A 25,437-nucleotide genomic window follows, 5' to 3' on the forward strand; every position below is an offset into this window, starting at 1 on the left:
CGGGCTCTTCTGCTGAACCGGCGGCGATCCCGCTCGGAATCCTCTGAATCCCTTTGATTTGCAGCGAATTCTCGCACTTTTCATCCGCTATCTGATTTGCGCCTTCCCGGGTCCGGTTGCAAAATTGTATCAACAGCAACAAAGGAGGATCTCCCGTGAATAAATCTATGTTGGCGGGTATAGGGATAGGCGTGGCTGCCGCGCTGGGCGTTGCAGCTGTCGCTGGTCTCAACGTGTTAGATCGCGGCCCGCAGTATGCGCAAGTGGTCTCCAGTACACCGATTAAAGAAACCGTGAAAACGCCGCGCCAGGAATGCCGTAATGTCACCGTGACCCATCGTCGTCCGGTACAGGATGAAAACCGCATCGCCGGTTCCGTGCTGGGCGCGGTGGCGGGCGGGGTGATTGGCCACCAGTTCGGCGGCGGTCACGGACGCAGCGTGGCGACGGTGGTGGGCGCGCTGGGCGGCGGCTATGCCGGTAACCAGATCCAGGGCGCGATGCAGGATAACGACACCTACACCACCACGCAGCAGCGCTGCAAAACGGTGTATGACAAATCCGACAAAATGCTGGGCTACGATGTGACCTATAAGATAGGCGATCAGCAGGGGAAAATCCGTATGGATCACGATCCTGGCAGCCAGATCCCGCTGGACAACAACGGCCAGCTGGTCCTGAACAACAAAATCTAAAAACAGATTTGTGTAATGATTAGCCCCTCAATCGCTCAGGCTGAGGGGCTTTTTTTGTCAGAAAGTTAACGCGTAATTCAGACCGAAGGTACGGCCACGGCCTTTATATTCATACAGCGACGAGCTGCCGTAGGTTGGGCTGTAGAGCAGCGGCGCGCGCTGGCCCCAGATGGTGACATAATCTTCGTTAAGCAGGTTTTCGATACTGAAGGTCAGTTTCCCCACCGGCAGCGCGTAACTGCCGATAAAATCGACGGTATTATAGCCTTCCAGCTTGTTGCCGGCGGCGTCGCTGAGGTCAAACACCTGCTGGCTCTGCACGCGCAGGCTCCACGGATCCGGCGCCCAGCCTACCCAGGCGGTGGCTTTGGACGGCGAGGCGAGGGTGACGTCCCATTTTTGCCAGCGGCCATCGGTCTGCACCTGTGATTTCAGCACGTTGAAGTTGCCGCCGACGCTCCAGTCGCTGTCCGGAATAAAGTAATCGACCGCTCCCTCAACACCGTAAATACGCCGCTTGTCGGACTGAACATCGATGGTCATGTCGGTACGGTTGACCACGATGGTTTTATCCGAAGTCGAGTAATACGCCGCCAGTTGGGTGCGCAGGTTATCGCCGGTGTAGCGCCAGCCCAGCTCATACGAGTTAACTTTGATCCCCTGCAGCGGCGAGTCATCGACGTTGACGCTGGAGAGCAGCGGCAGATGACCATTGACCGCGGCGCCGTATTTCCCGATGCCATAGTATTTACCCGGATCCGGCAGCTCAACGCCCTGCGAGAAGTTAAACCAGGTCTGTTGACGCTCGGTCAGATGGGCGACGATCCCGGCGTTAAACAGGAAGTTGTCATAATCGGTTTTGCCGCCTTTGATGGCGTCGGCGGAGCGCGCTTTGCCGTTGGCGATATCCTGTTGCTGGGCGTAGCCGACAAAGTCGTCAACCCGGTTTTCGGTCCACTGGTAGCGAACCCCGCCGCTGATGGTAAAGATGTCGTTCAGATCGTAGCTTGACTGCAGGAACGGCGCGACGTTGGAGATGCTGTATCCCGGGTAGCGGCCGGTGGTATAGATCGATTCGTTGTGCAGCCCGCCGGAAGCCAGCGATTGTTGCAGATCGAAGAACATCTGATTGGCATTGAAGGTCTCATGATCGGCGTCGAGACCCCAGGTGAGATCCCAGCCCGCCAGCGGCTGACTGTTCAGGGTCAGCTTTGCCCCATACTGATCGGTATCCTGCTGCGACGAGGAGAAACTGCTGACCTGGCCTTTGCTGAGCGTCGGGAACGGATAGAAGGTGAGGGATTCATCGCGATAGTACACCTGGCTCACCAGATTCTGACCGAAGAAGTCGGCATCGGCGTACTGGAGGCTGATCAGATGGCGCTCGGTGCCGGGGATACGATCGGAATTGAGCCCATCGGTGGTGTACGCTTTGCCGCCGCTGGTCACCGCGGACATATTCTTTCCGAGCCACAGGCCATAGTCATCATCGCCCTGGCTTTTATAATACTGGGTGACCAGCTGCAGCTGGCGGTTGTCGTCGATCTCGATCGTCCCCGTTCCCATGACGTCCAGACGGTCGGAGTGCTGGAGCCCCGTTTGGGTGTTATCGAGGAGCAGCGCATCGTTGTTGCCATCGTACCAGCCGCCGAAACGCTGATAGGCTACCGATAAACGCCCGGACGCGTGGTCTGTCCCGCCGCTGACGGCCGCCGCGACGCGCTCATCATGATCGTTGCTGTTGGCAAACCCGCTCTTGCTGCCCACCTCAAGATCGACCTGCCGATCCTGCTGCCCTTTTTTGGTGACGATGTTGATAAGTCCGCCGGTACTGCCGCCGCCGTACAGTGAGGTCGCCCCGGAGATCACTTCGATATGTTCGATGTTGAACGGATCGATGGCGTCGAGCTGGCGACTGTCGGTGCGTGAGGAGTTGAGCCGGACGCCGTCAATCAGCACGACGATGGCGCGCCCGCGCATGTTCATCCCGTAATTGGTGCGCCCCTGGCTGCTGACATCGATGCCCGGGATCAGCTGCGCCAGCACGTCTTTGAACTCTTTCCCGCCCTGGACCTGCTGCTCAATCTCCTGGCCCTCAATGACCCAGGTGGTTTGGGCCATCTCGGCCACGGTGCGGTGGGTGCGGTTCGCGCTAACGATGATGCTGTCTTCATCAGACTGAGCCGCCAGCGCAGGCAGCGCGCTGGCCAGCAGCAGAGGGTGGAGCACCCAGAGGCGCTTTTTCATATCCATTCCTTTTATGAGCAAGTTGCTTTGTCGTTGTTATGGGCCGGCGTCGGCCGGTATTCGTTACAATGCGAAACATCTGGAAAAACTCAAAAAAGGATTTTGCACATAATGAATATCGCAATCAATATCATTTGCGTTTATCTTGCGCGAGAAAAGGTAATAAAAATCAATCTATTTTGTAGGGGTAAAGCGAAACGGCGGGCGGTTCCGGCGGCAGAATACCGCCGGAAGCGGGGCGCATCAGGACTCGAGGACCAGCGGCCAGAGACGGAGAGTGGTGTCAGTGATTTGCATCAGTTTGTCGAAATCGGCGCCTTCCCGTGCGCTGATGGACATCCCCTGCAGGACACAGTTGAGAAACTGCGCGAGCTGCGCCACGTCGCGGCCCGCAGGCAGTTCGCCCTGCGCTTGCCGCTGCTGCAGAAACTGGGTTAGCGCCTGCTCCTGCATCGCATGGCGGGATTTGATGGTGTTGGCGATATCCGTCGAGGAGGCGGCCAGCGCGGCGGAGGTATTGATGATAAAGCAGCCGGCCGGCGTCTCTTTGCTGGTAAAGCAGGTGGCGACCGCGGTGAAGTAGTCGCGCAACGCCCGATCGACGGTTTTTCCCTCAGCAAACAGCACGGCTTCGTGCTTCGCGGCAAAGCGCGAAATGTAACGATCCAATACTGCGCGGAACAGTCCTTCTTTATTCACAAATTCCGCATACAGGGTGGGGGCTTTTGCTCCTGTCGCCTCGACCAGATCGGCGAGCGAGGTCGCCTCATAGCCGTGCTGCCAGAAGAGTGTCATGGCTTTGTCCAGCGCCGCATCCCTGTCGAACACCTTCGGTCGGCCACGGCTTTTTTTGGCGCAACTTTGAACGTCAGTTGTCATGATGCCGTTGTACCTATGTTGGTTTGGTGAATGGCCATTATAAAAATAAACGATCGCCGGGGCCAGCGCTGTTGGTTCAAAAATAAATAATTCATATGCGTATGAAAATTAAGCATTTTATAAATAGTTAAACGATCGTTATAAAAATGCGTTGACGTGTGACTTAGATCACATTATTATTTACCTATCGATCGTTAAGTTAATGCTTACGACCCTACTATAAAATTCATCTGCATAGGTATAATAATCATGAAAACCGTTAATACTCTGGCTATTGCCGCCGTGCTTAGCTCCCTCTCTTTCGCCAGCTTTGCCGCTGTTGAGGTGCAGTCCACCCCAGCCGGCCAGCATAAAGTGGGCACCATCTCTGCGTCCGCAGGGACTAACCTGGGGTCGCTGGAAGACCAGCTGGCGCAGAAAGCGGATGAAATGGGCGCCACCTCATACCGTATTACTTCGGTAACTGGTCCGAATACTCTTCACGGTACCGCGGTTATCTACAAGTAAACCCGATGCGTCGCTGCCCGGCCCCCTTCACCGGTCAGCGATGAGTAAGACCCTGTTGTACCCCTGTTTGACCCTTGCCAACAAAAAACCCGCCGTCAGGCGGGTTTTTTGTTTTCTGCAGCGTGAGGTTACAGCGACTGCGGACCAGGGTCGGCATGACGGGTAACGTCAATGGGCATGCCCGAGCGGTAATTCATCGCGCGCTCCATTACCGTACCGTCGGTCTGCGGCGCCTGTTTGAACGCCTTCATGGCCGCGTTAAGCGTAATAGGCAGCGTCTGCGGGTCGTCATCGATATGCTCAGACAGCGGCTGGTGGATTTCGACCAGACGGCGGCCGTCCGGCTCCACCGACGCCTTAATCGGCGTGTTGATAATATTCACCTTCGTGCCCGGCGAGATCGCGTTGTACAGCGCCTTGATATCGTTGTCGCGCAGACGAATACAGCCGGAGCTGACGCGCATGCCGATGCCGAAATCGGCATTGGTGCCGTGCAGGAGATAGACTCCGCCATAGGCGGCAAGGCGGATAGCGTGATGGCCCATCGGGTTGTCAGGACCGGCAGGCACCACCGCCGGCAGCTCAATCCCCATCGCTTTGTAGCGCGCGCGAATGTTAGCGGTTGGCGTCCAGGTCGGATTAGCCCGCTTGTCGGACACGGTGGTGACCATCGTCGGTGTGATGGTGGTTCCGCCCAGTTGGCCGATGCCGATCGGGTAGACGGTCACTTCATTCTTGCCCGGCGGATAATAGTAGAGGCGCAGTTCGGCAAGGTTGATCACCAGCCCTTCGCGCGGCGCATCGGGCAGCAGCGTCTGCAGGGGGATAGTCAGCACGCTGCCGGCGCGCGGAACATAGGGGTCTACCCCGGGATTGGCCTGCAGCAGGGCCAGAAAGCCGACATTGTACTTTTTGGCAATCGCCTCCAGCGAACCGCCGTTATCCTGCACCACATGGAACTGATTTTGCCCCACCAGCCGGCTGCCCGGCGGGGGAAGGGGCCAGGTGTTAGCGCGCGCAGGCAGCGCCAGCGCGGCAACCAGCGCGACCAGCGCCAGCGCCAGGGGGAAACGGTTTCTCATTACCATAACTCCAAAATATATAACTGGTTATTTTTATATGAAAAAGGAGATGAGATTATGGCGTGAGTCTGTGTGGGGAAATCCAGGCGGATTGCAAAATGTTTGTAAAGATTGCCAGATATGTGAAAAGGGAGATACGGCGTACCGGCCGTATCTCCCCCGCGATCAGGCGACGGCGTTCTCTTCCAGCTGGCGCATGAACTGGCGAACCCAATCCATCCGCGTCTTTCGCTCCTCGAGATCCTGCATGAACTTCAGGCGCGTCGGCCCGTCCAGGCGGAAGTGCTGCGGCTGCTTCTGCAGCAGGCCGATCAACCACACCGGATTGACGTTGTTTTTCTCGTTAAATTCGATCACGCCGCCTTTTTCATTGCTCTCCAGCTTACGGATCCCCAGCTTCTGCGCTTGCTGACGCAGACGGGCGATATCCAGCAGATTGCGGGCGGCGTCGGGCAGGCGGCCAAAACGATCGATCAGCTCGACTTTGATCTCCTCGAGATCCTGTTCGTTTTTGGCGCTGGCAATGCGCTTATAGAACGACAGACGAGTATTGACGTCGGGGATGAAATCATCAGGCAGCAGGGAAGGCATGCGCAGTTCGACTTCCGTCTGCTGGCTGGTGAGATCTTCCAGCGACGGCTCGCGCCCGGCTTTCAGGGCATCTACCGCATTCTCCAGCAGCTCCATATACAGGGAGAAGCCGATGGTCTCCATCTGACCGCTCTGATCTTCGCCCAGCAGCTCCCCGGCGCCGCGGATCTCCAGATCGTGGGTCGCCAGCGCAAAGCCTGCGCCAAGATCTTCCAGCGAGGCAATGGCTTCGAGGCGCTTTTGCGCATCGGTGGTCATCGCCTTCGGATGCGGCGTCAGCAGCCAGGCATAGGCCTGGTGATGGGAGCGGCCAACGCGGCCGCGCAGCTGGTGCAGCTGGGCGAGGCCAAAGTGGTCGGCGCGTTCGATAATGATGGTGTTGGCGGTGGGAATGTCGATCCCGGTTTCGATGATGGTGGTGCACACCAGCACATTGAAGCGCTGGTGATGGAAGTCATTCATCACCCGCTCCAGCTCGCGCTCCCGCATCTGACCGTGGCCGATGGCGATCCGCGCCTCAGGCACCAGCTCCGCCAGCTTGTCGGCGGCTTTCTGGATGTTCTCGACGTCATTAAACAGATAGTAAACCTGACCGCCGCGCAGCGTTTCACGCAGGATCGCCTCGCGCACGACCAGCGCATCGTATTCGCGAACGAAGGTCTTTACCGCCAGGCGGCGCGCCGGCGGCGTGGCGATGATCGACAGATCCCGCATCCCGCTCATCGCCATGTTCAGCGTTCGCGGGATCGGCGTGGCGGTGAGGGTCAGGATATCGACATCGGCGCGCATCGCTTTGATGCGCTCTTTATGCCGCACGCCAAACCGGTGCTCTTCGTCGACAATCAGCAGCCCCAGATCGCGCAGCTTCACCTCGCTCTGCAGCAGCTTATGGGTGCCGATCAAGATATCGATTTTGCCTTCCGCGGCCTGCTCGAGGATCTGCGCCTGCTCTTTAGCGCTGCGGAAGCGGGAGAGCATTTCGATGCGTACCGGCCAGTTGGCGAAACGATCGCGGAAGTTGTCATAGTGCTGCTGAGCCAGCAGGGTGGTCGGCACCAGTACCGCCACCTGTTTGTGGTTCTCCACCGCGAGGAAGGCGGCGCGCATGGCCACTTCGGTCTTGCCGAAGCCCACATCGCCACACACCAGGCGGTCCATGGCCAGCGGCTGGCACATATCGCTGAGGACGGCGTTGATCGCCTGCGCCTGATCCGGCGTGGTTTCAAACGGGAAACCGTCGCAGAACAGCTGATACTGTTCGCGGTCGTGTTTAAAGGCAAACCCGGCTTTCGCCGCGCGCTGGGCGTAGATATCCAGCAGTTCGGCCGCTACGTCGCGTACCTTCTCGGCCGCTTTTTGCCGCGCCCGGGTCCAGGCATCGCCGCCCAGCTTGTGCAGGGGCGCGTTCTCTTCCGCTCCGCCGGCGTAGCGACTGATAAGATGCAGCGAGGAGACCGGAACGTATAATTTGGCATCGTTGGCGTAGGTCAGCATCAGGTATTCGCCGGTGATGCCGCCCGCCTCCAGGGTGGTCATCCCCGCATAGCGTCCCACGCCGTGTTCCAGGTGAACGACCGGCTGGCCGATATGCAGTTCGGCAAGGTTGCGAATTAGCGTGTCAGGGTTAATGGTGCGACGGGAATCCTGACGACGGCGCGCTACGCGCTCGCCGAGCAGGTCGCTCTCGCAAATCAGCGCCAGGCCGCGCTGACTGTCGATAAACCCGTGCTCGGCGGCGCCAATCATCAGATAGCGCCCGTTGCCGGTGGCTTCCTCCAGGCGCAGCAGGTGTTTCGGCGCAATTTTGATCCGCGCCAGCATTTCGCTCAGCGCTTCCCGGCGACCCTCGCTTTCAACGGAGAAAATCACCGGACCGGCAAACGCGTCGAGGAAGCGGCGCAGATTATCCAGCGGCGCTTTGTTTTGCGCCTGGACGGCGAGGTCCGGCAGCGTCTGGTAGCCCAGGTTGGTATTCGCTGCTTTTTCGGCCAGGCGCTCGGTTTTCAGCTGAACGCGCGGCCATTTTTTCAGTTCGCTGAACAGCTCATCGCTGCGCAGCCACAGCAGTTCCGGCGGCAGGAGCGGGCGCATCGGATCGACGCCGCGGTTTTCAAAGCGGGCGCGGGCTTCATTCTGGAAACGCTCCGCGCTGGCCTCGAGATCGCCGGTGTTGACGATCAGCGTGCTGGCCGGGAAATAGCTAAATAACGGCGGCAGCGGCTCGCTGAAGAACAGCGGCTGCCAGTATTCGATACCGGCAGGCAGCGTCCCTTTACTGACCTGCTGATAGATATGCTCGGCGTCGCGCTTCACCTCAAAGCGGTCGCGCCACTGACTGCGGAACAGCTCGATGGCGGTCTGGTCGGTGGGGAATTCGTGCGCCGGCAGCAGGTTAATGGCCGCCACTTCCTCCAGCGTGCGCTGGCTGTCGACGTCGAACAGGCGCAGGCTGTCGATTTCATCGTCAAAGAAATCGAGGCGGTAGGGCTGGTCGCTGCCCATCGGGAACAGGTCGAGCAGCGCGCCGCGGGTGGCGTATTCGCCATGCTCCTTCACCTGATCGACATGGCGGTAGCCGGCCCCCTCGAGCTGGTCGCGCAGCGCATCGCGCGACAGGCGCTGACCCTTTTTCATCACCAGCGCGTGGCCGTGAAGGAAGCTGTGCGGACAGACGCGCTGCATCAGCGTGCTGACCGGGACGATCAGCACGCCGCGCTGCATAGTGGGTAACTGGTAAAGGGTGGCAAGACGGGAGGAGATGATGTCCTGATGCGGCGAGAAGCTGTCGTAAGGGAGCGTTTCCCAGTCCGCCAGCCCCATCACCAGGCTGTCGGTGAACTGCCTGATCTCGTCGTTCAGACGCAGCGCGTTTTGCATGTCAGGCGCCACCAGCACCACCGGACCCTTGTGGCGTTCGGCCATCTCCGCCACCAGGGTGGCGCAGGCTGCGCCGGTCAACTCGCCAAGCTGGCGCTGGTCACCGGCTTTCACCGGCAATGAGTATCGATATTGTTCAGGCATAGACGGTTTCATGGTCTCTTAGGGATTCGCTCTGCCGATATGGAGGGCAACTCGCTGATATTCAATAGTGAGATTATCCGCGATTGGTCTGGATTCGCCAACCCGAATTGCCATTGCGTGTTGAGTGAAGAAAGGTCAGCGCTGTCGATAAGCGTAAAGATTAATAAGTAAGTACTTATCTATCCGTTTGTATTTGCTTGATTTTTAGGATTATTGCTAATAAAGTCGTCAGGTATCAGTCATTTACGCTGCCCCTAATCGCTTATATACTCGGGAATCGGCTATCAGCAACCAGATGGATGACATGTACCAACCTGCCGCACTCTTTATCGGCCTGCGCTATATGCGCGGGCGCGCAGCCGACCGCTTCGGTCGTTTCGTCTCCTGGCTTTCCACCATCGGTATTACCCTCGGCGTCATGGCGCTGGTGACGGTCCTGTCGGTGATGAACGGCTTTGAACGCGAACTGCAAAACAACATCCTGGGGCTGATGCCCCAGGCCATTCTTAGCGCCAAACAGGGTTCGGTGAATCCCCAACAGCTGCCGGAGCGCGAGGCGAAACTCCAGGGCGTCACCCGCGTGGCGCCAATCACCACCGGCGACGTGGTGCTGCAGAGCGCGCGCAGCGTGGCGGTCGGTGTGATGCTGGGCATCGACCCGGCGCAGAACGATCCCCTGACACCGTACCTGGTGAACGTCAAACAGAGCGATCTGCAGGCGGGCAAATATAACGTGATTCTCGGCGAGCAGCTGGCGGGCCAGCTGGGGGTGAATCGCGGCGATAAAATTCGCGTGATGGTCCCCTCCGCCAGCCAGTTTACGCCGATGGGGCGCGTGCCGAGCCAGCGTCTGTTTACAGTCATCGGCACCTTCGCCGCCAACAGCGAAGTCGATGGTTATCAGATGCTGACCAACATCGACGATGCTTCCCGTTTAATGCGCTACCCGCTGGGGAATATCACCGGCTGGCGCCTGTGGCTGGATAAACCACTGCAAGTGGATACCCTCAGCCAGCAGACGCTGCCGTCGGGCACCCAGTGGCAAGACTGGCGCGAGCGCAAGGGCGAACTGTTCCAGGCGGTGCGTATGGAGAAAAATATGATGGGCCTGCTGCTCAGCCTGATCGTCGCCGTCGCGGCCTTCAATATTATTACCTCGCTGGGGATGATGGTGATGGAGAAGCAGGGCGAAGTGGCGATCCTGCAGACCCAGGGGCTGACGCCGCGACAGATTATGGCCGTCTTTATGGTGCAGGGCGCCAGCGCCGGGATCGTCGGCGCGCTGCTGGGAGCCGTACTTGGCGCGCTGCTGGCCAGCCAGTTGAATAATTTAATGCCGATCATCGGCGCCTTCCTTGACGGCGCGGCGCTGCCGGTGGCGATTGAGCCGCTGCAGGTCGTCGTGATCGCCCTGGTGGCGATGGCGCTGGCATTGTTGTCTACGTTGTACCCTTCCTGGCGCGCTGCCGCCACTCAACCCGCTGAGGCTTTACGTTATGAATAAGATCCTGCTGCAATGCGACAACCTGTGCAAACGCTATCAGGAAGGCAATGTGCAAACCGATGTCCTGCACAATGTCAGCTTCAGCATTGGTGAAGGCGAGATGATGGCCATCGTCGGCACCTCCGGCTCTGGCAAAAGTACGCTGCTGCATCTGCTCGGCGGCCTGGATACGCCCACCTCTGGCGATGTGATTTTCTCCGGTCAGCCGATGAGTAAGCTTTCCACCGCCGCGCGCGCCGACCTGCGTAACCGCGAGCTGGGCTTTATCTATCAGTTCCACCATCTGCTGCCGGACTTTAGCGCGCTGGAAAACGTGGCGATGCCGCTGCTGATTGGCAAAAAGAAGCCGGCGGACATTGAACGTCAGGCGAAAGCGATGCTGCAGGCGGTCGGGCTTGAACACCGCAGCCATCACCGTCCGTCGGAGCTCTCCGGCGGCGAACGCCAGCGGGTGGCGATTGCCCGCGCGCTGGTGAACAAACCGCGGCTGGTATTGGCGGATGAGCCGACCGGTAACCTCGACGCCCGCAACGCGGACAGCATCTTCCAGCTGCTGGGCGAACTGAACCTCGCGCAGCGCACCGCGTTTCTGGTGGTGACCCACGACCTGCAGCTGGCGAAGCGGATGAGCCGCCAGCTGGAGATGCGCGATGGCCGCCTGACCGCCGACCTGACCCTGATGGGGGCCGAGTAATGGCCTCTCCGTTATCGTTATTAATTGCATTGCGTTTCAGCCGCGGCCGGCGGCGCGGCGGCATGGTGTCGCTGATCTCGGTGATCTCCACCATCGGTATTGCGCTGGGGGTGGCGGTGCTGATCGTCGGTCTCAGCGCGATGAACGGCTTTGAGCGCGAGCTGAACCACCGCGTGCTGGCGGTGGTGCCGCACGGTGAAATCGAACCCGTGAACCAGCCGTGGAATAACTGGCAGGAGGCGCTGGCGAAGGTGCAGAAGGTGAAGGGGATTGTCGCGGCGGCGCCCTATATTAACTTCACCGGCCTGGTGGAGAGCGGCAGCAATATGCGCGCCATCCAGGTGAAAGGGGTCGACCCGCAGCAGGAAACCCGGCTCAGCGCGCTGCCCACCTTTGTGCAGAATAACGCGTGGGCCGGCTTCAAGGCCGGCGAACAGCAGGTGATTCTGGGTAAAGGCGTCGCCGATGCCCTGCACGTGAAGCAGGGGGACTGGGTGTCGATCATGATCCCTAACGCCGACGCCGACCATCAACTGCTGCAGCCGAAACGCGTCAGGCTGCATGTGACCGGTATTTTACAGCTGAGCGGCCAGCTCGATCATAGTTTTGCCATGATTCCGATGCAGGATGCGCAGCAGTACCTGGAGATGGGCGGCAGCGTGACCGGCATCGCCATCAAGGTCACCGACGTTTTCCATGCTAACAAGCTGGTGCGCGACGCCGGCGAGGTGACCAACAGCTACGTCTACATCAAGAGCTGGATTGGCACCTACGGCTATATGTATCGCGATATCCAGATGATCCGCGCCATTATGTACCTGGCGATGGTACTGGTGATCGGCGTGGCCTGCTTTAACATCGTCTCGACGCTGGTGATGGCGGTCAAAGACAAAAGCGGCGATATTGCGGTGCTGCGCACGCTTGGCGCAAAAGACGGCTTAATTCGCGCGATTTTCGTGTGGTATGGTTTATTAGCCGGATCGGTAGGCAGCCTGTTCGGGGTGGTGATCGGCGTGATCTGCGCGTTGAATCTGACGTCAATCATCAACGGCATCGAATACCTGATTGGGCATAAATTCCTCTCCGGCGACATCTATTTTATTGACTTCCTGCCGTCTGAACTGCACTGGCTGGACGTCTTTTATGTGCTGGTGACAGCACTGTTGCTGAGTTTGCTGGCCAGCTGGTATCCCGCCCGCCGCGCCAGCCGTATCGACCCGGCGAGGGTGCTGAGTGGCCAGTAATTTATCGTCATCGTCGGCCTGGCTGACGACACAAGAGGAATTGCTGAAATGTACTATGGATTTGACATTGGCGGCAGCAAGATAGCGCTGGGCGTATTTAATCAGGAGCGGCGGCTGCAGTGGGAAAAACGCGTCGCCACGCCGAAAAGCAGTTATGAGGATTTTCTCCAGGCGGTGGAGGCGCTGGTCCGCGAGGCCGATGCGCGCTTCGACCGGCAGGGGACGGTTGGGATCGGTATCCCGGGGATGCCGGAAACGGCGGACGGCACGCTGTATGCCGCTAACGTGCCTGCCGCCAGCGGCCGGCCGCTGCGCGCCGACCTCAGCGCGCGACTGGGGCGCGATGTGCGCCTCGATAATGACGCCAACTGCTTCGCGCTGTCGGAAGCGTGGGACGATGAGTTTACGCAATACCCGCTGGTGATGGGGCTGATCCTCGGCACCGGCGTGGGCGGCGGCCTGGTGTTGAACGGTAAATCGATTACCGGACATAGCTATATCACCGGCGAGTTTGGTCATATTCGTCTGCCGGTGGATGCCCTGGAGGTGGTCGGGCATGATTTTCCGCTGCTTCGCTGCGGCTGCGGCCAGCTGGGCTGCATTGAAAATTATCTCTCCGGCCGCGGTTTCGCCTGGCTGTATGAACATTTTTATCAGCAACCGCTTACCTCGCCGGAGATTGTGGCGCAGTGGCAGCAGCACGATCCGCGCGCCCAGGCGCATGTAGAGCGCTATCTCGATCTGCTGGCGGTGTGTCTGGGAAATATACTGACCATTGTCGACCCGGATTTGCTGGTGCTCGGCGGTGGATTATCTAACTTTACGGCCATTAGCGAAGGGCTGGCGCAGCGATTGCCGCGCCATCTTCTGCCGGTCGCCAGGGTACCGCGCATTGAGCGCGCGCGCCACGGCGATGCCGGGGGAATGCGCGGTGCGGCCTTCCTTCATCTGAGCCATTAACCACAGAGGTAGCTATGCAGTCGCGCCGTTTACATCGATTGAGCCGTTTTCGTCGCAATAAACGTCAGTTGCGTGACCGTCTGCGTCAGCGGATTTTCTTTAGGGAGGACAGGATGAAGCCTGAAGCGATGGCCAAACCGAGAGTGGTGGTGTTAACCGGCGCGGGCATATCGGCGGAGTCGGGGATCAAAACTTTCCGCGCGGCCGATGGCCTGTGGGAAGAGCATCGGGTGGAAGATGTGGCGACGCCGGAAGGCTTCGCCCGCGACCCGGCGCTGGTGCAGGCGTTCTACAACGCCCGCCGTCGTCAGCTGCAGAGTCCGGAGATCGCGCCGAACGCGGCACATCTGGCGCTGGCGCGTCTGGAGGATCTGCTGGGCGACCATTTTCTGCTGGTCACCCAGAATATCGATAATCTGCATGAACGCGCCGGCAACCGCCGGGTGATCCATATGCACGGCGAGCTGCTGAAGGTGCGCTGTTCGTGGAGCGGCCAGGTGCTGGAGTGGACCGGGGACGTCACCGCAGAGGACAAATGCCACTGCTGCCAGTTCCCGGCGGCGCTGCGTCCGCACGTGGTCTGGTTTGGCGAAATGCCGCTGGGGATGGACGAGATCTACAGCGCGCTGGCCGAAGCGGATATTTTTATCGCCATCGGCACCTCCGGCCACGTCTATCCGGCGGCCGGCTTTGTGCACGAGGCGCGACTGCACGGCGCCCATACCGTTGAACTGAACCTCGAGCCCAGCCAGGTGGGCAGCGAGTTTGCCGAAAAGCACTACGGGCTGGCAAGCGAAGTGGTACCCGCCTTTATCGATAAGCTGCTGCAGGAAAACGCGCTGTAAACTGAATCAGCCTGCCGGGGGTCAGGGCGACGCCCACCGCTTCCGGCAGCGCTGTTGACAAGGATGTCACGTCATGACAGGAGTCAGACCATGCATCATCCCCTCGTCATTGCATCGATCGCCTTGATCGCGTCCATTATCGTCGGCATCTGGAGCCAGCGTGCGCTACCTGAATACGCCGATAGCCGACCGATCCTCTTCCTGCTGTGCCTGTTGATCGGCACCGGCAGCGCGTTGTGCCTGCTGCTGGATGGCTTAGCCCTGCTGTTTACCGGTCAGGTCGCGACGGGCGGTGTGCGGGTATACGGCCCCATGCTGCTGCTGGTGGTGCTGTGGAAACCCCTCAACGGGCTCTTCAGCATCATTGAAGATTTTGTGCAACGGCGAGCCGAAAAAGGGAAGGACAAAGGCCAGCCCGAGGATGGGCGACGCTGAGCCGCTTTCCTCTGAAGCGCGCATCACGTACTCCAGGCTATCGTCAGTCCCCGGCGGTCGCTCTGGCGATATCGCCCGGACCGGCGCCGGGCAATGCCCTTCATCATATCATTCTCGGCTTCTCCTTTCTGAGCGATTACCCGCGATAATTTTGTGCGTGACCGCTGATTTCCGTACGTTTTTTTGTGCAGACCGGCAAATGTAGACCAGATTCAATAGGCGTCCGCACGTTCGCGCCGCGACCCTGTTCCCCCGCCCGGAAGTCTGTAAAGGAGACCCCGCCATGCCGTCACCGATGATTTATCAGGATCTCACTACCACCGCGCTGCTCAGCCATGCGGCGCAATACCACAGCGAGACGGAGATCGTCTCGGTGGGGGCCGGCGGGGAGAAGGAGCGCAGCAGCTGGGGGGAAGTGGCCAGCCGCGCTCAGCGGCTGGCATCGGCGCTGGCGTCGCTGGGGCTGCCGCCGGGCGCCCGCTGCGCCACCCTCGCATGGAACAATCGCCGCCACCTGGAGATCTATTTTGCCGTCGCCTCCGGCGGCTGGGTGACGCACACCGTCAATCCGCGGCTGTCGGTTGACCATCTGCGGTATATCCTCAACGACGCTGCCGACGAGGTGCTGTTCTTTGACCAGACCTTTTTGCCGCTGGTGGCGCAGCTCCTGCCGCAGCTGCCGACGGTGAAACACGTCGTGCTGATGGCGCCCTGCAGCGAAGCGGCGCTCAGCCAGCTGCCCTCATTGCTGTTTTTTGACGAACTGTTGCAGCAGGGGATGGCAGACTATCGCTGGCCGCCGCTCAATGAACTGACGCCGGCCTCGCTCTGCTACACCTCGGGGACCACCGGCCGACCGAAAGGGGTGTTGAATACCCATCGTTCGCTGGTCCTGCATGCCCTGAGCGGCAATCAGCCGGACGCCGCCGGGATCTCGGCCAGGGATAGCCTGTTGCCGGTGGTGCCGATGTTCCATGTCAACGCGTGGGGGACGCCGTTTATCGCCGCCATGGTCGGCGCGCGGCTGGTGCTACCGGGGCCGCACCTCGATGGCGACAGCCTGCTGCAGCTGCTGGCCGCCGAGAAGGTGACGGTGGCGTTCGGCGTGCCGGTGATCTGGGCCGGTCTGTTGGCGGCGATGCGGCGGTCGGACATGCGGCTGCCTGATTTTAAACGTGCGTTTGTCGGGGGCTCCGCGCTGCCGCCGTCGATGATGGAGGCCTTTCAGCACGATTACGGCATTACGCTGATCCACGCCTGGGGAATGACCGAAACATCGCCCATCGGCACCATTAACACGCTGTTGAGCAAACATGACGCACTCCCGGCGCCGGAGCAGCAAAAACAGCGTACCGGTCAGGGGCGGCCTATTTTTGGCATCGAGCTACAGGTGGTGGATGTCGAGGGCGACCCACTGCCGATGGACGGTCAAAGTCAGGGATATCTGCAGGTCAGAGGGCACTGGGTGGTGGAGCAGTACTATGGTCAGGACGAAAGCGCCCTGACCGCGGCAGGCTGGTTTGATACCGGCGATATCGGTACGCTCGACGCCAATGGTTATCTGGTGATCAGCGATCGGGCAAAGGATATCATCAAGTCCGGCGGCGAGTGGATCTCCACCGTTGAGCTGGAGAATATCGCCATCGCGCATCAGGCGGTGCGCAGCGCGGCGGCCATCGCCGCCCGCCACCCGCGCTGGGACGAGCGGCCGGTGCTGCTGTGCGTTCGCGTGGAAGGGGGCGAAGTGGAAGAGAGCGATCTGCTGGCCTGGTTTGAGAAACGGGTGCCCAAATGGCAGATCCCGGACCGGGTGATATTTGTCGATGCGCTACCGGTCAGCGCCACGGGCAAGGTGCTCAAGAATCAGCTGCGCCAGGCCTATGGAGAGATTTTAATGAGTGAGGGAAAATGAGCCACGCGCGACCCGGTCTGACGACCTGCTCTCAGTATGACGCAGCGCTGCACGCCTTGTCGGCGGCGCGCCAGCGCTGGGCGGAGACCTCAGTGAATCGTCGTCTGGCGCTCCTGCGCCAGATCAAGGATGCCCTGGCTTCAATTGCTCCTGCGTGGGTGGAGGCGGCGGCGAGGGCCAAAGGACTACCGCCAGGCGATCCGCTGACGGGCGAAGAGTGGCTGGCAGGCCCCTGCGCGCTGATGGTCGGCTGCAACGGGCTTATCGCCACCCTGGAGCAGCTGGAGGAGAAAACCTTTCTCCGGCGGATCCCGCTGCGGACGCTGGCGGACGGCCGCCTGGCGCTGCGGGTGGTGCCCGGCACGCTCTGGGATCGACTGTTGCTGTCTGGTGTTCGCGCTGAAATTTGGATGCAGCCGGGGGTCACCCGGGCCAATCTCGATCGCTGCGCGGCAGCCGCATACGATATCCCGCCGGCCGCGCGGCAGGGCAAGCTGGCGCTGGTGCTCGGCGCCGGGAATGTGGCCTCTATCGCGCCGCTGGACGTATTACACAAACTGTTTATTGAAAATCAAGTCTGCCTGCTGAAGCTCAACCCGGTGAATGATTATCTGCACGATCTGCTGGCTCAGGCTCTGGCGCCGCTGATCGCCATGGATGCGCTCCGCATCATCACCGGCGACGCCCAGGCGGGGGCGTGGCTGACCACCCATCCCGCTGTCGATGAGATCCATATCACCGGCTCGCGGGAGAGCCATGACGCTATCGTCTGGGGCGATGGTGAGGCGGCTCGCCAGCGTCGGGCCGCCGGGACGCCGCTGAACCCGCGTCGGGTGACCTCGGAGCTGGGCGGCGTCAGCCCTACCATTATCGTCCCCGGTCCGTGGAGCGAGGCGGATATCGCTTTTCAGGCGCAGCAGCTGGCGACGCAGAAGATGAACAATGGCGGGTTTAACTGCGTGGCCAGCCAGGTGCTGATCCTGCAGCAGGGCTGGGAGCCGGCGTCGGCCCTGCTTAGTCAGCTGTACCGGCTGATCGCCGCCAATACCCGTCCGGACTATTACCCCGGCGCGGAAAACCGGCTGACTGACTTTCGCCTGCGCGCCCGTCAGCCGCTGGAGATAGCCCGCGGCGACGCGCTGCCGTTGATTGTGGCGAACACCGAGGATGATCCGGACTTCTGCCAGCAGGAGGTCTTTGGCCCGGGGCTGTCGATCACCCGCCTTGAGGCCGACAGCGCGGAAAGCTTTTTGCGCCAGGCGATCGGCTATGCCAATCAGCGGCTGCAGGGCACGCTGGGGGCCAATATTGTGATCCACCCGCGCACCCGCAAGGCGATTGGGCGTAAGCGTTTTAACGCGCTGATCGCCGAGCTGCGCTATGGCACGGTGGCGATCAACTGCTGGAGCGGGGTGGCCTTCCTGTTAGCTCCCTGCCCGTGGGGGGCGTTTCCCGGCCACAGGCTCGACGATATTCAGAGCGGGCGGGGCAAGGTGCATAATAGCTTTATGCTGGAGAAAACCGAGCGCACGGTGATTGAGGCGCCGTTTCGGCCGTTTCCGCGCAGTCTGTGGCATGGCGAACTGACGCTGATGCCCCTGCCGCCCTGGTTTATTACTCACCGGGGGCAGGAAGCGGTGGCGCAGCGGCTAGTGGATTTTTACCATCGGCCGCGCTGGCGCAAGCTGCCGGCGATCCTCTGGCGCGCGCTGAGGGGCTAAAGTGAGAGCAAAAAAAGGGCGGAACCGCGGTTCCGCCCGGCGGGATTAGCGGCCCGCTTTCAGCTTCTGGTAATACTCTTCATAAATAGCGCTGGCGCTGCCGACGTCATTTTGCCATTCGCCTTTCTCGATGGTGGCGGCGTCCGGATAGAGCGATTTATCGTTGGCCACGGCCGGGCTGAGCATTTTGCGCGCCGCCAGGTTTGGCGTGGGGTAGCCGATGGTTTCCGCGACCTGTTTGGCGACATCCGGGCGTAGCAGGAAGTTAATCAGCTTCAGCGCGCCGTCGACGTTTTTCGCATTTGCCGGGATCGACAGGCTGTCCATCCAGAAGATGCCGCCTTCTTTCGGCCAGATCACTTCCAGCGGCGTACCGGCCTGGCGGGCGACGTAAGCCGAACCGTTCCATACCATGCCGAGGTTCACTTCGCCTTCCATATACGGGTTCGCCGGGTTATCGGAGTTAAACGCCGCGACGTTGGGCATCAGTTTTTTCAGCTCGTTATAGGCGGCTTCAATCTCTTTCGGGTCGGTAGTGTTGCCGGAATAGCCCAGCTTACGCAGCGCTATCTGGAACACTTCGCGCGCGTCGTCGGTCAGCAGCAGGCTGCTTTTGTATTCCGGCTTCCACAGGTCGGCCCAGCTGGTGACGGTTTTCGGATCGATAGCGTCGCTGTTGACGCCGATGGCCGTCGCCCCCCAGATGTAGGGGATGGAGTAGTCGTTATTCGGGTCGAACGGTTTGTTCAGCATCTGCGGATCGAGGTTGCTGAAGTTAGTCAGCTTGCTCTTATCGATCTTCTGCAGCATGCCTTCTTTACGCATCTTGTCGACGAAGTAGGTCGACGGGACGACCAGGTCGTACGCCCCGTCTTTATAGGTCTTGAGCTTGGCGTACATGGTTTCGTTCGACTCGTAGGTCGAGTAGATAACCTTGATGCCGGTCTCTTTGGTGAATTGCTCCAGCAGGCCCGGTGGCACATATTCGGTCCAGTTGTAGAAGTAGAGCGTTTTGCTGTCGTCCGCGTGGGCGGCGCTCATGCCGATTGCCAGAGCGCCCGCCGCGAGCAGGTGGCGTGACCATTTTTTCATTTTAACGTCCCCTGAGTTTTATCACGTGCAATTAACTGACTGGCGATGACCATCACCAGCGACAGAACCAACAGTATCGTTGCCAGAGCGTTCACCTCTGGCGAAACGCCGACCTTGACCATCGAATAGATCTTCAGCGGCAGGATTTCATACCCCGGACCGGTGACGAACGAGGAGACCACCACGTCATCCATCGACAGCGTGAAGCTCAGCAGCCACCCGGCCGCCACCGCCGGCAGGGCCAGCGGCAGGATAATTTTGCGCAGGATGGTCATCTCGCTGGCGCCCAGATCTTTCGCCGCCTCCAGCATCCGCACATCAAAGCCTTTCAGCCGGGAGTAAACGGTGACCACCACAAACGGCAGGCAAAAGGTGATATGCGAAAACAGCAGCGACCAGAAGCCAAGCTGGACGCCAATCAGCATAAACAGCACCAGCAGGGAGATGGCCATGACAATATCGGGCGACATCATCACCACAAACAGCATGCCGCTAACGAACGGTTTGCCGCGAAAACGGTAGCGGTACAGCGCCACGGCGGTTAGCGAGCCGATAAGGGTGGCGAAGGTCGCCGACAGCACCGCCATGGTCAGCGAGTGCTGGGCGGCCTGCAGCAGGCTATCGTTGTTCATCAGCAGACTATACCAGTCGGTGGTGAACCCCTGCCAGTTGATGCCGAAACGCGACCGGTTAAACGAGTTAACGATCAGAATAATAATAGGGATGTAGAGATACGCGTAGATGGCGGTCATAAAGCCGCCGCGCAGCAGTCGACCGATCATTCCAGCTCCACCTTTTTATTCAGCAGGCGCGCCGCGCGCCAGTAAATCAACAGCATCAGGCCCATCACCAGGGTTAAGGTAATGCTGGTTGCCGCGCCGAACGGCCAGTCGCGAATATTGAGGAACTGGCTCTTTATCACATTGCCGATCAGCAGGTTCTTGGCGCCGCCCATCAGGTCGGAAACGTAGAACAGCCCCATCGCCGGCAACATGACCAGCAGGCAGCCGGCGATGATCCCCGGCATGGTCAGCGGAATGATGATGCGGATAAACGTCTGCAGCTTGCTGGCGCCGAGATCTTTCGCCGCTTCCAGCAGCGGCCGATCCAGTTTCTCAATGCTGGAGTAGAGCGGCATCACCATAAACGGCAGCAGGATGTACACCAGGCCGATAATCACCGCCGACGGGGTGAACATAATGCGTATCGGCGTGTCGATCACTCCCAGCCACAGGAGAAACTCGTTCAGGTAGCCTTTGGTGCTGAGGAAAATCTTCAGCCCGTAGATGCGGATCAACGAGTTGGTCCAGAAGGGAACGATCAGCAGGAACAGCAGCAGAGGCCGCACCTTCTGCGGCAGCCGGGCAAGGAACCACGCAAACGGGTAGCCCAGCGCCAGGCAGGCGAGGGTCGCCAGCAGCGCCATGTTCAGCGAATGCAGCAGCACGTCGTAATAAAGCGGATCCAGCAACCGCGAGTAGTTATCCAGCGTGAAGACCAGCTTGACGAAGTTAGCGTCGTCGCGGGTCAGGAAGCTGGTGGCGATGATCATCAGGTTGGGCAGAAAGACAAACAGCACCAGCCAACCGACGATGGTGGCGATCACCACATTCTGGAATTTACTGGTGTTCTTCATCGGCCAGCACCACCTCCCAGCTCTCCACCCAATTGATAGACATTTTCTGGTCAAGAGAGTGGTCGAAATCCGGGTCGTCTTCGTTAAAGAATTCGCTGACCATCACCATTTTGCCGTTTTCCAGCTCCACCACCGACTCGAGGGTCATGCCCTTATAGTTGCGCTCGCGCACATAGCCGATCAGGCCGTCGGCGTCGCTGTTGTGGTGGATCTCATCGACGCGCAGATCTTCCGGGCGCAGCAGGACATGCAGACGCTGGCCGGCCTCCACCGCAAAATTGACGGTGATGTTGCATTCACGCCCTTCCACGCTGGCCCGCACGCGCTGTTCGTCGAGGCGTTCAATGACCGTGGCGTCGAAGATATTGATCTCGCCGATAAAGCTGGCGACGAACAGGTTCTTTGGCTCTTCGTAGATCTCGCGCGGGGTGCCGTCCTGTTCGATTTTGCCATCACGCATCACCACGATGCGATCGGACATGGTCAGGGCCTCTTCCTGGTCGTGAGTGACGAAGACGAAGGTGATGCCGAGCTTACGCTGCAGCGCTTTCAGTTCGTTCTGCATCTGCTTGCGCAGCTTGTAATCCAGCGCCGAAAGGGACTCATCGAGCAGCAGCAGGCGCGGTTTGTTGACCACCGCGCGGGCGATGGCCACGCGCTGCTGCTGGCCGCCGGAGAGCTGGTGCGGTTTGCGCTGGGCAAACGCCTCCAGCTGCACCATCTTTAAGGCATCCATCACCCGCGGAGTGATTTCCGCCGCCGGGGTTTTCTGCATCCGCAGGCCGAAGGCGACGTTCTCGAACACCGTCATATGCGGAAACAGGGCGTAGCTTTGGAATACGGTATTAACGTGGCGGTTTTCCGCCGGAACATGAGTGATATCGTGATCTTCGAGATGGATCCGTCCGCTGTCGACGTTTTCCAGGCCGGCGATAAGGCGCAGAACGGTGGTTTTACCGCAGCCAGAGGGGCCAAGCAGGGTGAGAAACTCACCATTGTTGATGGTCAGGTTAAGGTTATCGATGACCGTTTTACCATCAAAGCTTTTGCGAATTCCCGCCAGTTGCACCAGCGGCGAACGCGAACGCGGTTGTATATTCAATTTTTGACTCTGTCCCATGTAGACGCAACGGAAACTTCCGACCGCTGCGGGGTTTGTGATTAACCACCTTTGGGGTTGCACGTTTTTAATAAGGGCCAGCATTCTACGGCAAACGAGGGTAATCGCCAATCCTTGATACGCCTGCATAGTCTACCTTTACACCATAACGTCGGTTCCGTTATTAAATTTCGCTTTACGGGCTAAGAATGACCTGACGCAATATTTGTCTTTTCTGGCTTATCAATAATGTTGTCACAAAAGAAGAGGGTGGCTACATGGATAAATTGCTTGAGCGTTTTTTGCAGTACGTTTCTTTGGACACGCAGTCGAAGCCTGGCGTTCGTCAGGTCCCCAGCACGGAAGGGCAGTGGAAGCTGTTACGCCTGTTGCAGGCGCAGCTGGAAGAAATGGGACTGGTCAAGGTAACGCTGAGTGAAAAAGGGACGGTAATGGGAACCCTGCCCGCCAACGTCGAGGGCGATATCCCGGCCATCGGCTTTATCTCTCACGTTGACACCTCCCCGGATTTCAGCGGCAAAAACGTTAACCCGCAGATTGTCGAAAACTATCGCGGCGGCGATATTGCGCTGGGTATCGGCGATGAGGTGCTCTCCCCGGTGATGTTCCCGGTTCTCCATCAGCTTTTGGGGCAGACGCTGATCACCACCGACGGGAAAACGCTGCTGGGGGCGGACGATAAGGCCGGCATCGCCGAGATCATGACCGCGCTGGCGACCCTGCAGGCGAAAAATATCCCCCACGGCGATATCCGCGTGGCCTTCACCCCCGATGAAGAGGTCGGAAAAGGGGCGAAACATTTCGACGTCGAGGCCTTTGACGCCCGCTGGGCCTATACCGTTGACGGCGGCGGGGTCGGCGAACTGGAGTTTGAAAACTTCAATGCCGCCTCGGTGACCATTAAGATCGTCGGCAACAACGTGCACCCCGGCACCGCGAAAGGGGTGATGGTCAACGCGCTGTCGCTGGCCGCGCGGATTCATGCCGAAGTGCCGGCCGACGAGGCGCCGGAGACCACCGAAGGCTATGAAGGCTTTTATCATCTCACCAGCATCAAAGGCAGCGTCGATCGGGCCGAGATGCACTACATCATCCGCGATTTTGACCGTAAGCACTTCGAGGCGCGCAAGCGCAAGATGATGGAGATCGCCAAAAAGGTGGGCAAGGGGCTGCACCCGGACTGCTATATCGAGCTGGTGATCGAGGACAGTTATTACAACATGCATGAGCAGGTGATCGCCCATCCGCACGTGGTCGATATTGCCCGCCAGGCCATGGTGGACTGCGATATCGAACCGCAGATGAAGCCGATCCGCGGCGGTACCGACGGCGCGCAGCTCTCGTTTATGGGACTGCCATGCCCGAACCTGTTTACCGGCGGCTACAACTATCACGGCAAACATGAGTTTGTCACCCTAGAAGGGATGGAGAAAGCGGTGCAGGTGATCGTGCGTATCGCCGAGCTGACGGCGGCACGAAAAGGGCATTAATCTTCTCAGGCAGCCCGGTAGGGCCGCGAGTCGGACAAGACGCCGGATGGCGGCTGCGCCTTATCCGGCCTACAGTCCAACCGGTGACTGCGGAACCCGTAGGCCCGGCAAGCGCAGCGCCGCCGGGCGGTCAACAGCAGAGCGGGTGCCTGTCTTCGTGCCGGATGGCGGCTAACGCCTTATCCGGCCTACGGTCCAACAGGTGACCGCGGAAACCGTAGGCCCGGCAAGCGCAGCGCCGCCGGGCGGTCAACAGCAGAGCGGTTACTCGTCTTTATGCCGGATGTCGGCTGCGCCTTATCCAACCTACGGTCCAACCGGTGGCCGCGGAACCCGTAGGCCCGGCAAGCGCAGCGCCGCCGGGCGGTCAACAGCAGAGCGGGTACTTGTCTTCGTGCCGGATGGCGGCTAACGCCTTATCCGGCCTACGGTCCAACAGGTGACCGCAGACCCCGTAGGCCCGGCAAGCGCAGCGCCGCCGGGCGGTCAACAGCAGAGCGGGTACTTGTCTTTATGCCGGATGGCGGCTAACGCCTTATCCGGCCTACAGTCCAACCGGTGACTGCGGAACCCGTAGGCCCGGCAAGCGCAGCGCCGCCGGGCAGGATGGCACTCAGTCGCCAAAGAACCAGTAGCCGCTGTTGACCAGCGCCGCCAGCATGGCGAGGAAAGAGGGATCTTCCAGCGCATCGCCAAAATGGTCGGCGCGCAGCGTCAGGTGGGTGGCTAAGGCGTCCAGCGCCGGGCGGTGCGGAGAGTTGATCTTCTCGCCATTGACGAACACCTCGCCGTCAATGCGCAGCACCCGCAGGCCGCCCAAGCGTTCCAGGGTATCGCCCTGCTGCAGAGCATCGTAAATTTCATCGGGCTGATACGGCGGCTCCGGCGGCGCGACGTCGAGCTCATGACGCGACTGAGTGATAAACTCGCCGAACCACTGCTTAAAGTGCTCCGGTTGGTTAATCAGCCCCAGCATCATCTCGCGCAGGCGGTCGAGTTCGGCCGGTAAAATATCCGCCGGATGGTCGCGGGAGGGCACGTCCGGATCGGCGTAGCGCTGGCTGCCCAGTTCGCGCTGGAGAACGTAGTCGGCAAAGCCGCTGAACAGCTCGCGGGCATTCGGCGCGCGATAGCCGACCGAATAGTTCAGCGAATTTTCCAGCGAATATCCCTCATGCGGGAATCCTGGCGGAATATAGAGAATATCGCCCGGCTCCATCTCTTCATCGATGATCGCCTCGAAGGGGTCAACCTGCAGCAGGTCCGGATGCGGGCAGTGCTGTTTCATCGGCACTTTTTCCCCGACGCGCCAGCGCCGACGGCCAGTGCCCTGGATGATAAACACATCATACTGATCCAGATGCGGGCCGACGCCGCCGCCCGGTACGGAGAAGGAGATCATCAGGTCGTCGATACGCCAGTCCGGCAGGGCGCGGAACGGGTGCATCAGCGCCGCCGACGGCTCATGCCAGTGGTTAACCGCCTGTACCAGCAGGGACCAGTTGTTTTCGCTCAGGTGATCGTAGCTTTCGAAGGGACCGTGACTGACCTGCCATTTTCCATCCTGATGGCTGACAAGGCGGCTATCGACCTCGCTCTCCATGGCCAGTCCAGCCAGTTCGTCCGGGCTCAGCGGGTCGATAAAATTGGCGAAGCCGCGCTTCAATACCACCGGCCGTTTTTGCCAGTAGCGTTCGATAAAGTCGGGCCAGTTAAGCGTTAATTGATAATCCATATTGATATTCCACTGCAGGTGTCTGAC

Annotated in this window: 23 protein-coding genes; 13 read left to right on the top strand and 10 right to left on the bottom strand. The window is 59.9% G+C overall.

Features of this window, described 5'->3' with window-relative positions; all coding sequences use genetic code 11:
* Window positions 1–155 precede the first annotated feature (155 nt).
* Entirely contained in the window at window positions 156–695 is a 540-nt protein-coding gene (locus tag ACOI6Z_RS15830; RefSeq protein WP_002900781.1) for a glycine zipper 2TM domain-containing protein, read from the top strand.
* Window positions 696–752: 57 nt separating this feature from the next.
* Here ACOI6Z_RS15830 and ACOI6Z_RS15835 read toward each other — a convergent pair whose 3' ends face one another.
* Window positions 753–2,942 (bottom strand): TonB-dependent siderophore receptor, encoded by a 2,190-nt coding sequence (locus ACOI6Z_RS15835; protein WP_420687447.1) that lies wholly within the window; start codon window positions 2,940–2,942, stop codon window positions 753–755.
* Between the two features lie 68 nt (window positions 2,943–3,010).
* On the opposite strand from ACOI6Z_RS15835, the gene ACOI6Z_RS15840 reads away from it, so the two are divergent.
* Window positions 3,011–3,127: a hypothetical protein gene (locus ACOI6Z_RS15840; RefSeq protein WP_004147940.1), complete on the top strand. Its 117-nt coding sequence runs from the start codon at window positions 3,011–3,013 to the stop codon at window positions 3,125–3,127.
* A 58-nt stretch (window positions 3,128–3,185) separates the two neighbouring features.
* On the opposite strand, the gene ACOI6Z_RS15845 is transcribed toward ACOI6Z_RS15840, so the two are convergent.
* Window positions 3,186–3,821 carry a TetR/AcrR family transcriptional regulator gene (locus ACOI6Z_RS15845; protein ID WP_023289148.1) on the bottom strand — a complete coding sequence of 212 codons (636 nt, stop codon included), beginning with the start codon at window positions 3,819–3,821 and terminating at the stop codon, window positions 3,186–3,188.
* A complete protein-coding gene (locus ACOI6Z_RS15850) occupies window positions 3,818–3,937 on the bottom strand; it encodes a hypothetical protein (RefSeq protein WP_044522093.1) in 120 nt (39 codons plus the stop codon). Before ACOI6Z_RS15850 ends, ACOI6Z_RS15845 begins: the two co-directional genes overlap by 4 nt.
* 133 nt (window positions 3,938–4,070) lie before the next feature.
* Between ACOI6Z_RS15850 and bhsA the strand changes: the two genes are divergently transcribed.
* A complete protein-coding gene (gene bhsA, locus ACOI6Z_RS15855; protein WP_002900788.1) occupies window positions 4,071–4,328 on the top strand; it encodes a multiple stress resistance protein BhsA in 258 nt (85 codons plus the stop codon).
* A gap of 128 nt (window positions 4,329–4,456) precedes the next feature.
* Here bhsA and ldtC read toward each other — a convergent pair whose 3' ends face one another.
* Together ldtC and mfd are read right to left on the bottom strand one after the other, a co-directional pair.
* Entirely contained in the window at window positions 4,457–5,410 is a 954-nt protein-coding gene (gene ldtC / locus ACOI6Z_RS15860) for a L,D-transpeptidase LdtC (protein WP_023289149.1), read from the bottom strand.
* A gap of 165 nt (window positions 5,411–5,575) precedes the next feature.
* Complete coding sequence (gene mfd / locus ACOI6Z_RS15865; protein ID WP_420687448.1) at window positions 5,576–9,022, bottom strand: transcription-repair coupling factor; 3,447 nt, start codon at window positions 9,020–9,022, stop codon at window positions 5,576–5,578.
* A gap of 39 nt (window positions 9,023–9,061) precedes the next feature.
* Here mfd and ACOI6Z_RS15870 point away from each other — a divergent pair, with 39 nt between their 5' ends.
* From ACOI6Z_RS15870 to ACOI6Z_RS15910, 9 genes are all read left to right on the top strand, one after another.
* Window positions 9,062–9,193 carry a hypothetical protein gene (locus tag ACOI6Z_RS15870; RefSeq protein ID WP_060592440.1) on the top strand — a complete coding sequence of 44 codons (132 nt, stop codon included), beginning with the start codon at window positions 9,062–9,064 and terminating at the stop codon, window positions 9,191–9,193.
* 133 nt (window positions 9,194–9,326) lie between these two features.
* Window positions 9,327–10,526, top strand: a complete 1,200-nt coding sequence (gene lolC / locus ACOI6Z_RS15875; RefSeq protein ID WP_023289151.1) for a lipoprotein-releasing ABC transporter permease subunit LolC — start codon at window positions 9,327–9,329, stop codon at window positions 10,524–10,526.
* Window positions 10,519–11,220 (top strand): lipoprotein-releasing ABC transporter ATP-binding protein LolD, encoded by a 702-nt coding sequence (lolD, locus tag ACOI6Z_RS15880; RefSeq protein WP_065812111.1) that lies wholly within the window; start codon window positions 10,519–10,521, stop codon window positions 11,218–11,220. Before lolC ends, lolD begins: the two co-directional genes overlap by 8 nt.
* The gene (gene lolE, locus ACOI6Z_RS15885) at window positions 11,220–12,464 is read left to right on the top strand and encodes a lipoprotein-releasing ABC transporter permease subunit LolE (RefSeq protein WP_023289152.1); all 1,245 of its coding nucleotides are present in this window, start codon (window positions 11,220–11,222) and stop codon (window positions 12,462–12,464) included. The genes lolD and lolE overlap by 1 nt, the downstream gene beginning before the upstream one ends.
* A 48-nt stretch (window positions 12,465–12,512) precedes the next feature.
* Complete coding sequence (gene nagK / locus ACOI6Z_RS15890) at window positions 12,513–13,424, top strand: N-acetylglucosamine kinase (protein ID WP_420687449.1); 912 nt, start codon at window positions 12,513–12,515, stop codon at window positions 13,422–13,424.
* A gap of 14 nt (window positions 13,425–13,438) precedes the next feature.
* Window positions 13,439–14,269 carry a Sir2 family NAD+-dependent deacetylase gene (cobB, locus tag ACOI6Z_RS15895; protein ID WP_017898959.1) on the top strand — a complete coding sequence of 277 codons (831 nt, stop codon included), beginning with the start codon at window positions 13,439–13,441 and terminating at the stop codon, window positions 14,267–14,269.
* Between the two features lie 90 nt (window positions 14,270–14,359).
* Window positions 14,360–14,704 carry a hypothetical protein gene (locus tag ACOI6Z_RS15900; RefSeq protein ID WP_044522101.1) on the top strand — a complete coding sequence of 115 codons (345 nt, stop codon included), beginning with the start codon at window positions 14,360–14,362 and terminating at the stop codon, window positions 14,702–14,704.
* 283 nt (window positions 14,705–14,987) lie between these two features.
* On the top strand, window positions 14,988–16,616 hold the full coding sequence (locus ACOI6Z_RS15905) for a long-chain fatty acid--CoA ligase (RefSeq protein ID WP_048334699.1): 1,629 nt from the start codon (window positions 14,988–14,990) through the stop codon (window positions 16,614–16,616).
* Window positions 16,613–18,337 carry an aldehyde dehydrogenase family protein gene (locus tag ACOI6Z_RS15910; protein WP_232689815.1) on the top strand — a complete coding sequence of 575 codons (1,725 nt, stop codon included), beginning with the start codon at window positions 16,613–16,615 and terminating at the stop codon, window positions 18,335–18,337. The genes ACOI6Z_RS15905 and ACOI6Z_RS15910 overlap by 4 nt, the downstream gene beginning before the upstream one ends.
* A gap of 45 nt (window positions 18,338–18,382) precedes the next feature.
* Here the strand turns inward: ACOI6Z_RS15910 and potD are convergent, their stop codons facing one another.
* From potD to potA, 4 genes are read right to left on the bottom strand one after another with little or no spacing between them, the layout of a single operon-like run.
* Complete coding sequence (gene potD / locus ACOI6Z_RS15915) at window positions 18,383–19,429, bottom strand: spermidine/putrescine ABC transporter substrate-binding protein PotD (RefSeq protein ID WP_023289157.1); 1,047 nt, start codon at window positions 19,427–19,429, stop codon at window positions 18,383–18,385.
* Window positions 19,426–20,211 carry a spermidine/putrescine ABC transporter permease PotC gene (gene potC / locus ACOI6Z_RS15920; protein ID WP_004150813.1) on the bottom strand — a complete coding sequence of 262 codons (786 nt, stop codon included), beginning with the start codon at window positions 20,209–20,211 and terminating at the stop codon, window positions 19,426–19,428. Before potC ends, potD begins: the two co-directional genes overlap by 4 nt.
* Window positions 20,208–21,065: a spermidine/putrescine ABC transporter permease PotB gene (gene potB / locus ACOI6Z_RS15925; protein ID WP_004150812.1), complete on the bottom strand. Its 858-nt coding sequence runs from the start codon at window positions 21,063–21,065 to the stop codon at window positions 20,208–20,210. The genes potC and potB overlap by 4 nt, the downstream gene beginning before the upstream one ends.
* On the bottom strand, window positions 21,049–22,185 hold the full coding sequence (gene potA / locus ACOI6Z_RS15930; protein ID WP_017898964.1) for a spermidine/putrescine ABC transporter ATP-binding protein PotA: 1,137 nt from the start codon (window positions 22,183–22,185) through the stop codon (window positions 21,049–21,051). Before potA ends, potB begins: the two co-directional genes overlap by 17 nt.
* Window positions 22,186–22,442: 257 nt before the next feature.
* On the opposite strand from potA, the gene pepT reads away from it, so the two are divergent.
* Entirely contained in the window at window positions 22,443–23,675 is a 1,233-nt protein-coding gene (gene pepT, locus ACOI6Z_RS15935; protein ID WP_023289160.1) for a peptidase T, read from the top strand.
* Window positions 23,676–24,288: 613 nt separating this feature from the next.
* Here pepT and ACOI6Z_RS15940 read toward each other — a convergent pair.
* Window positions 24,289–25,410 carry a cupin domain-containing protein gene (locus ACOI6Z_RS15940; RefSeq protein WP_004206634.1) on the bottom strand — a complete coding sequence of 374 codons (1,122 nt, stop codon included), beginning with the start codon at window positions 25,408–25,410 and terminating at the stop codon, window positions 24,289–24,291.
* Between the last annotated feature and the right edge of the window lie 27 nt (window positions 25,411–25,437).

Origin of the sequence: Klebsiella sp. C239 (assembly GCF_048822715.1) — a bacterium.
Lineage (GTDB): Bacteria > Pseudomonadota > Gammaproteobacteria > Enterobacterales > Enterobacteriaceae > Klebsiella > Klebsiella quasipneumoniae.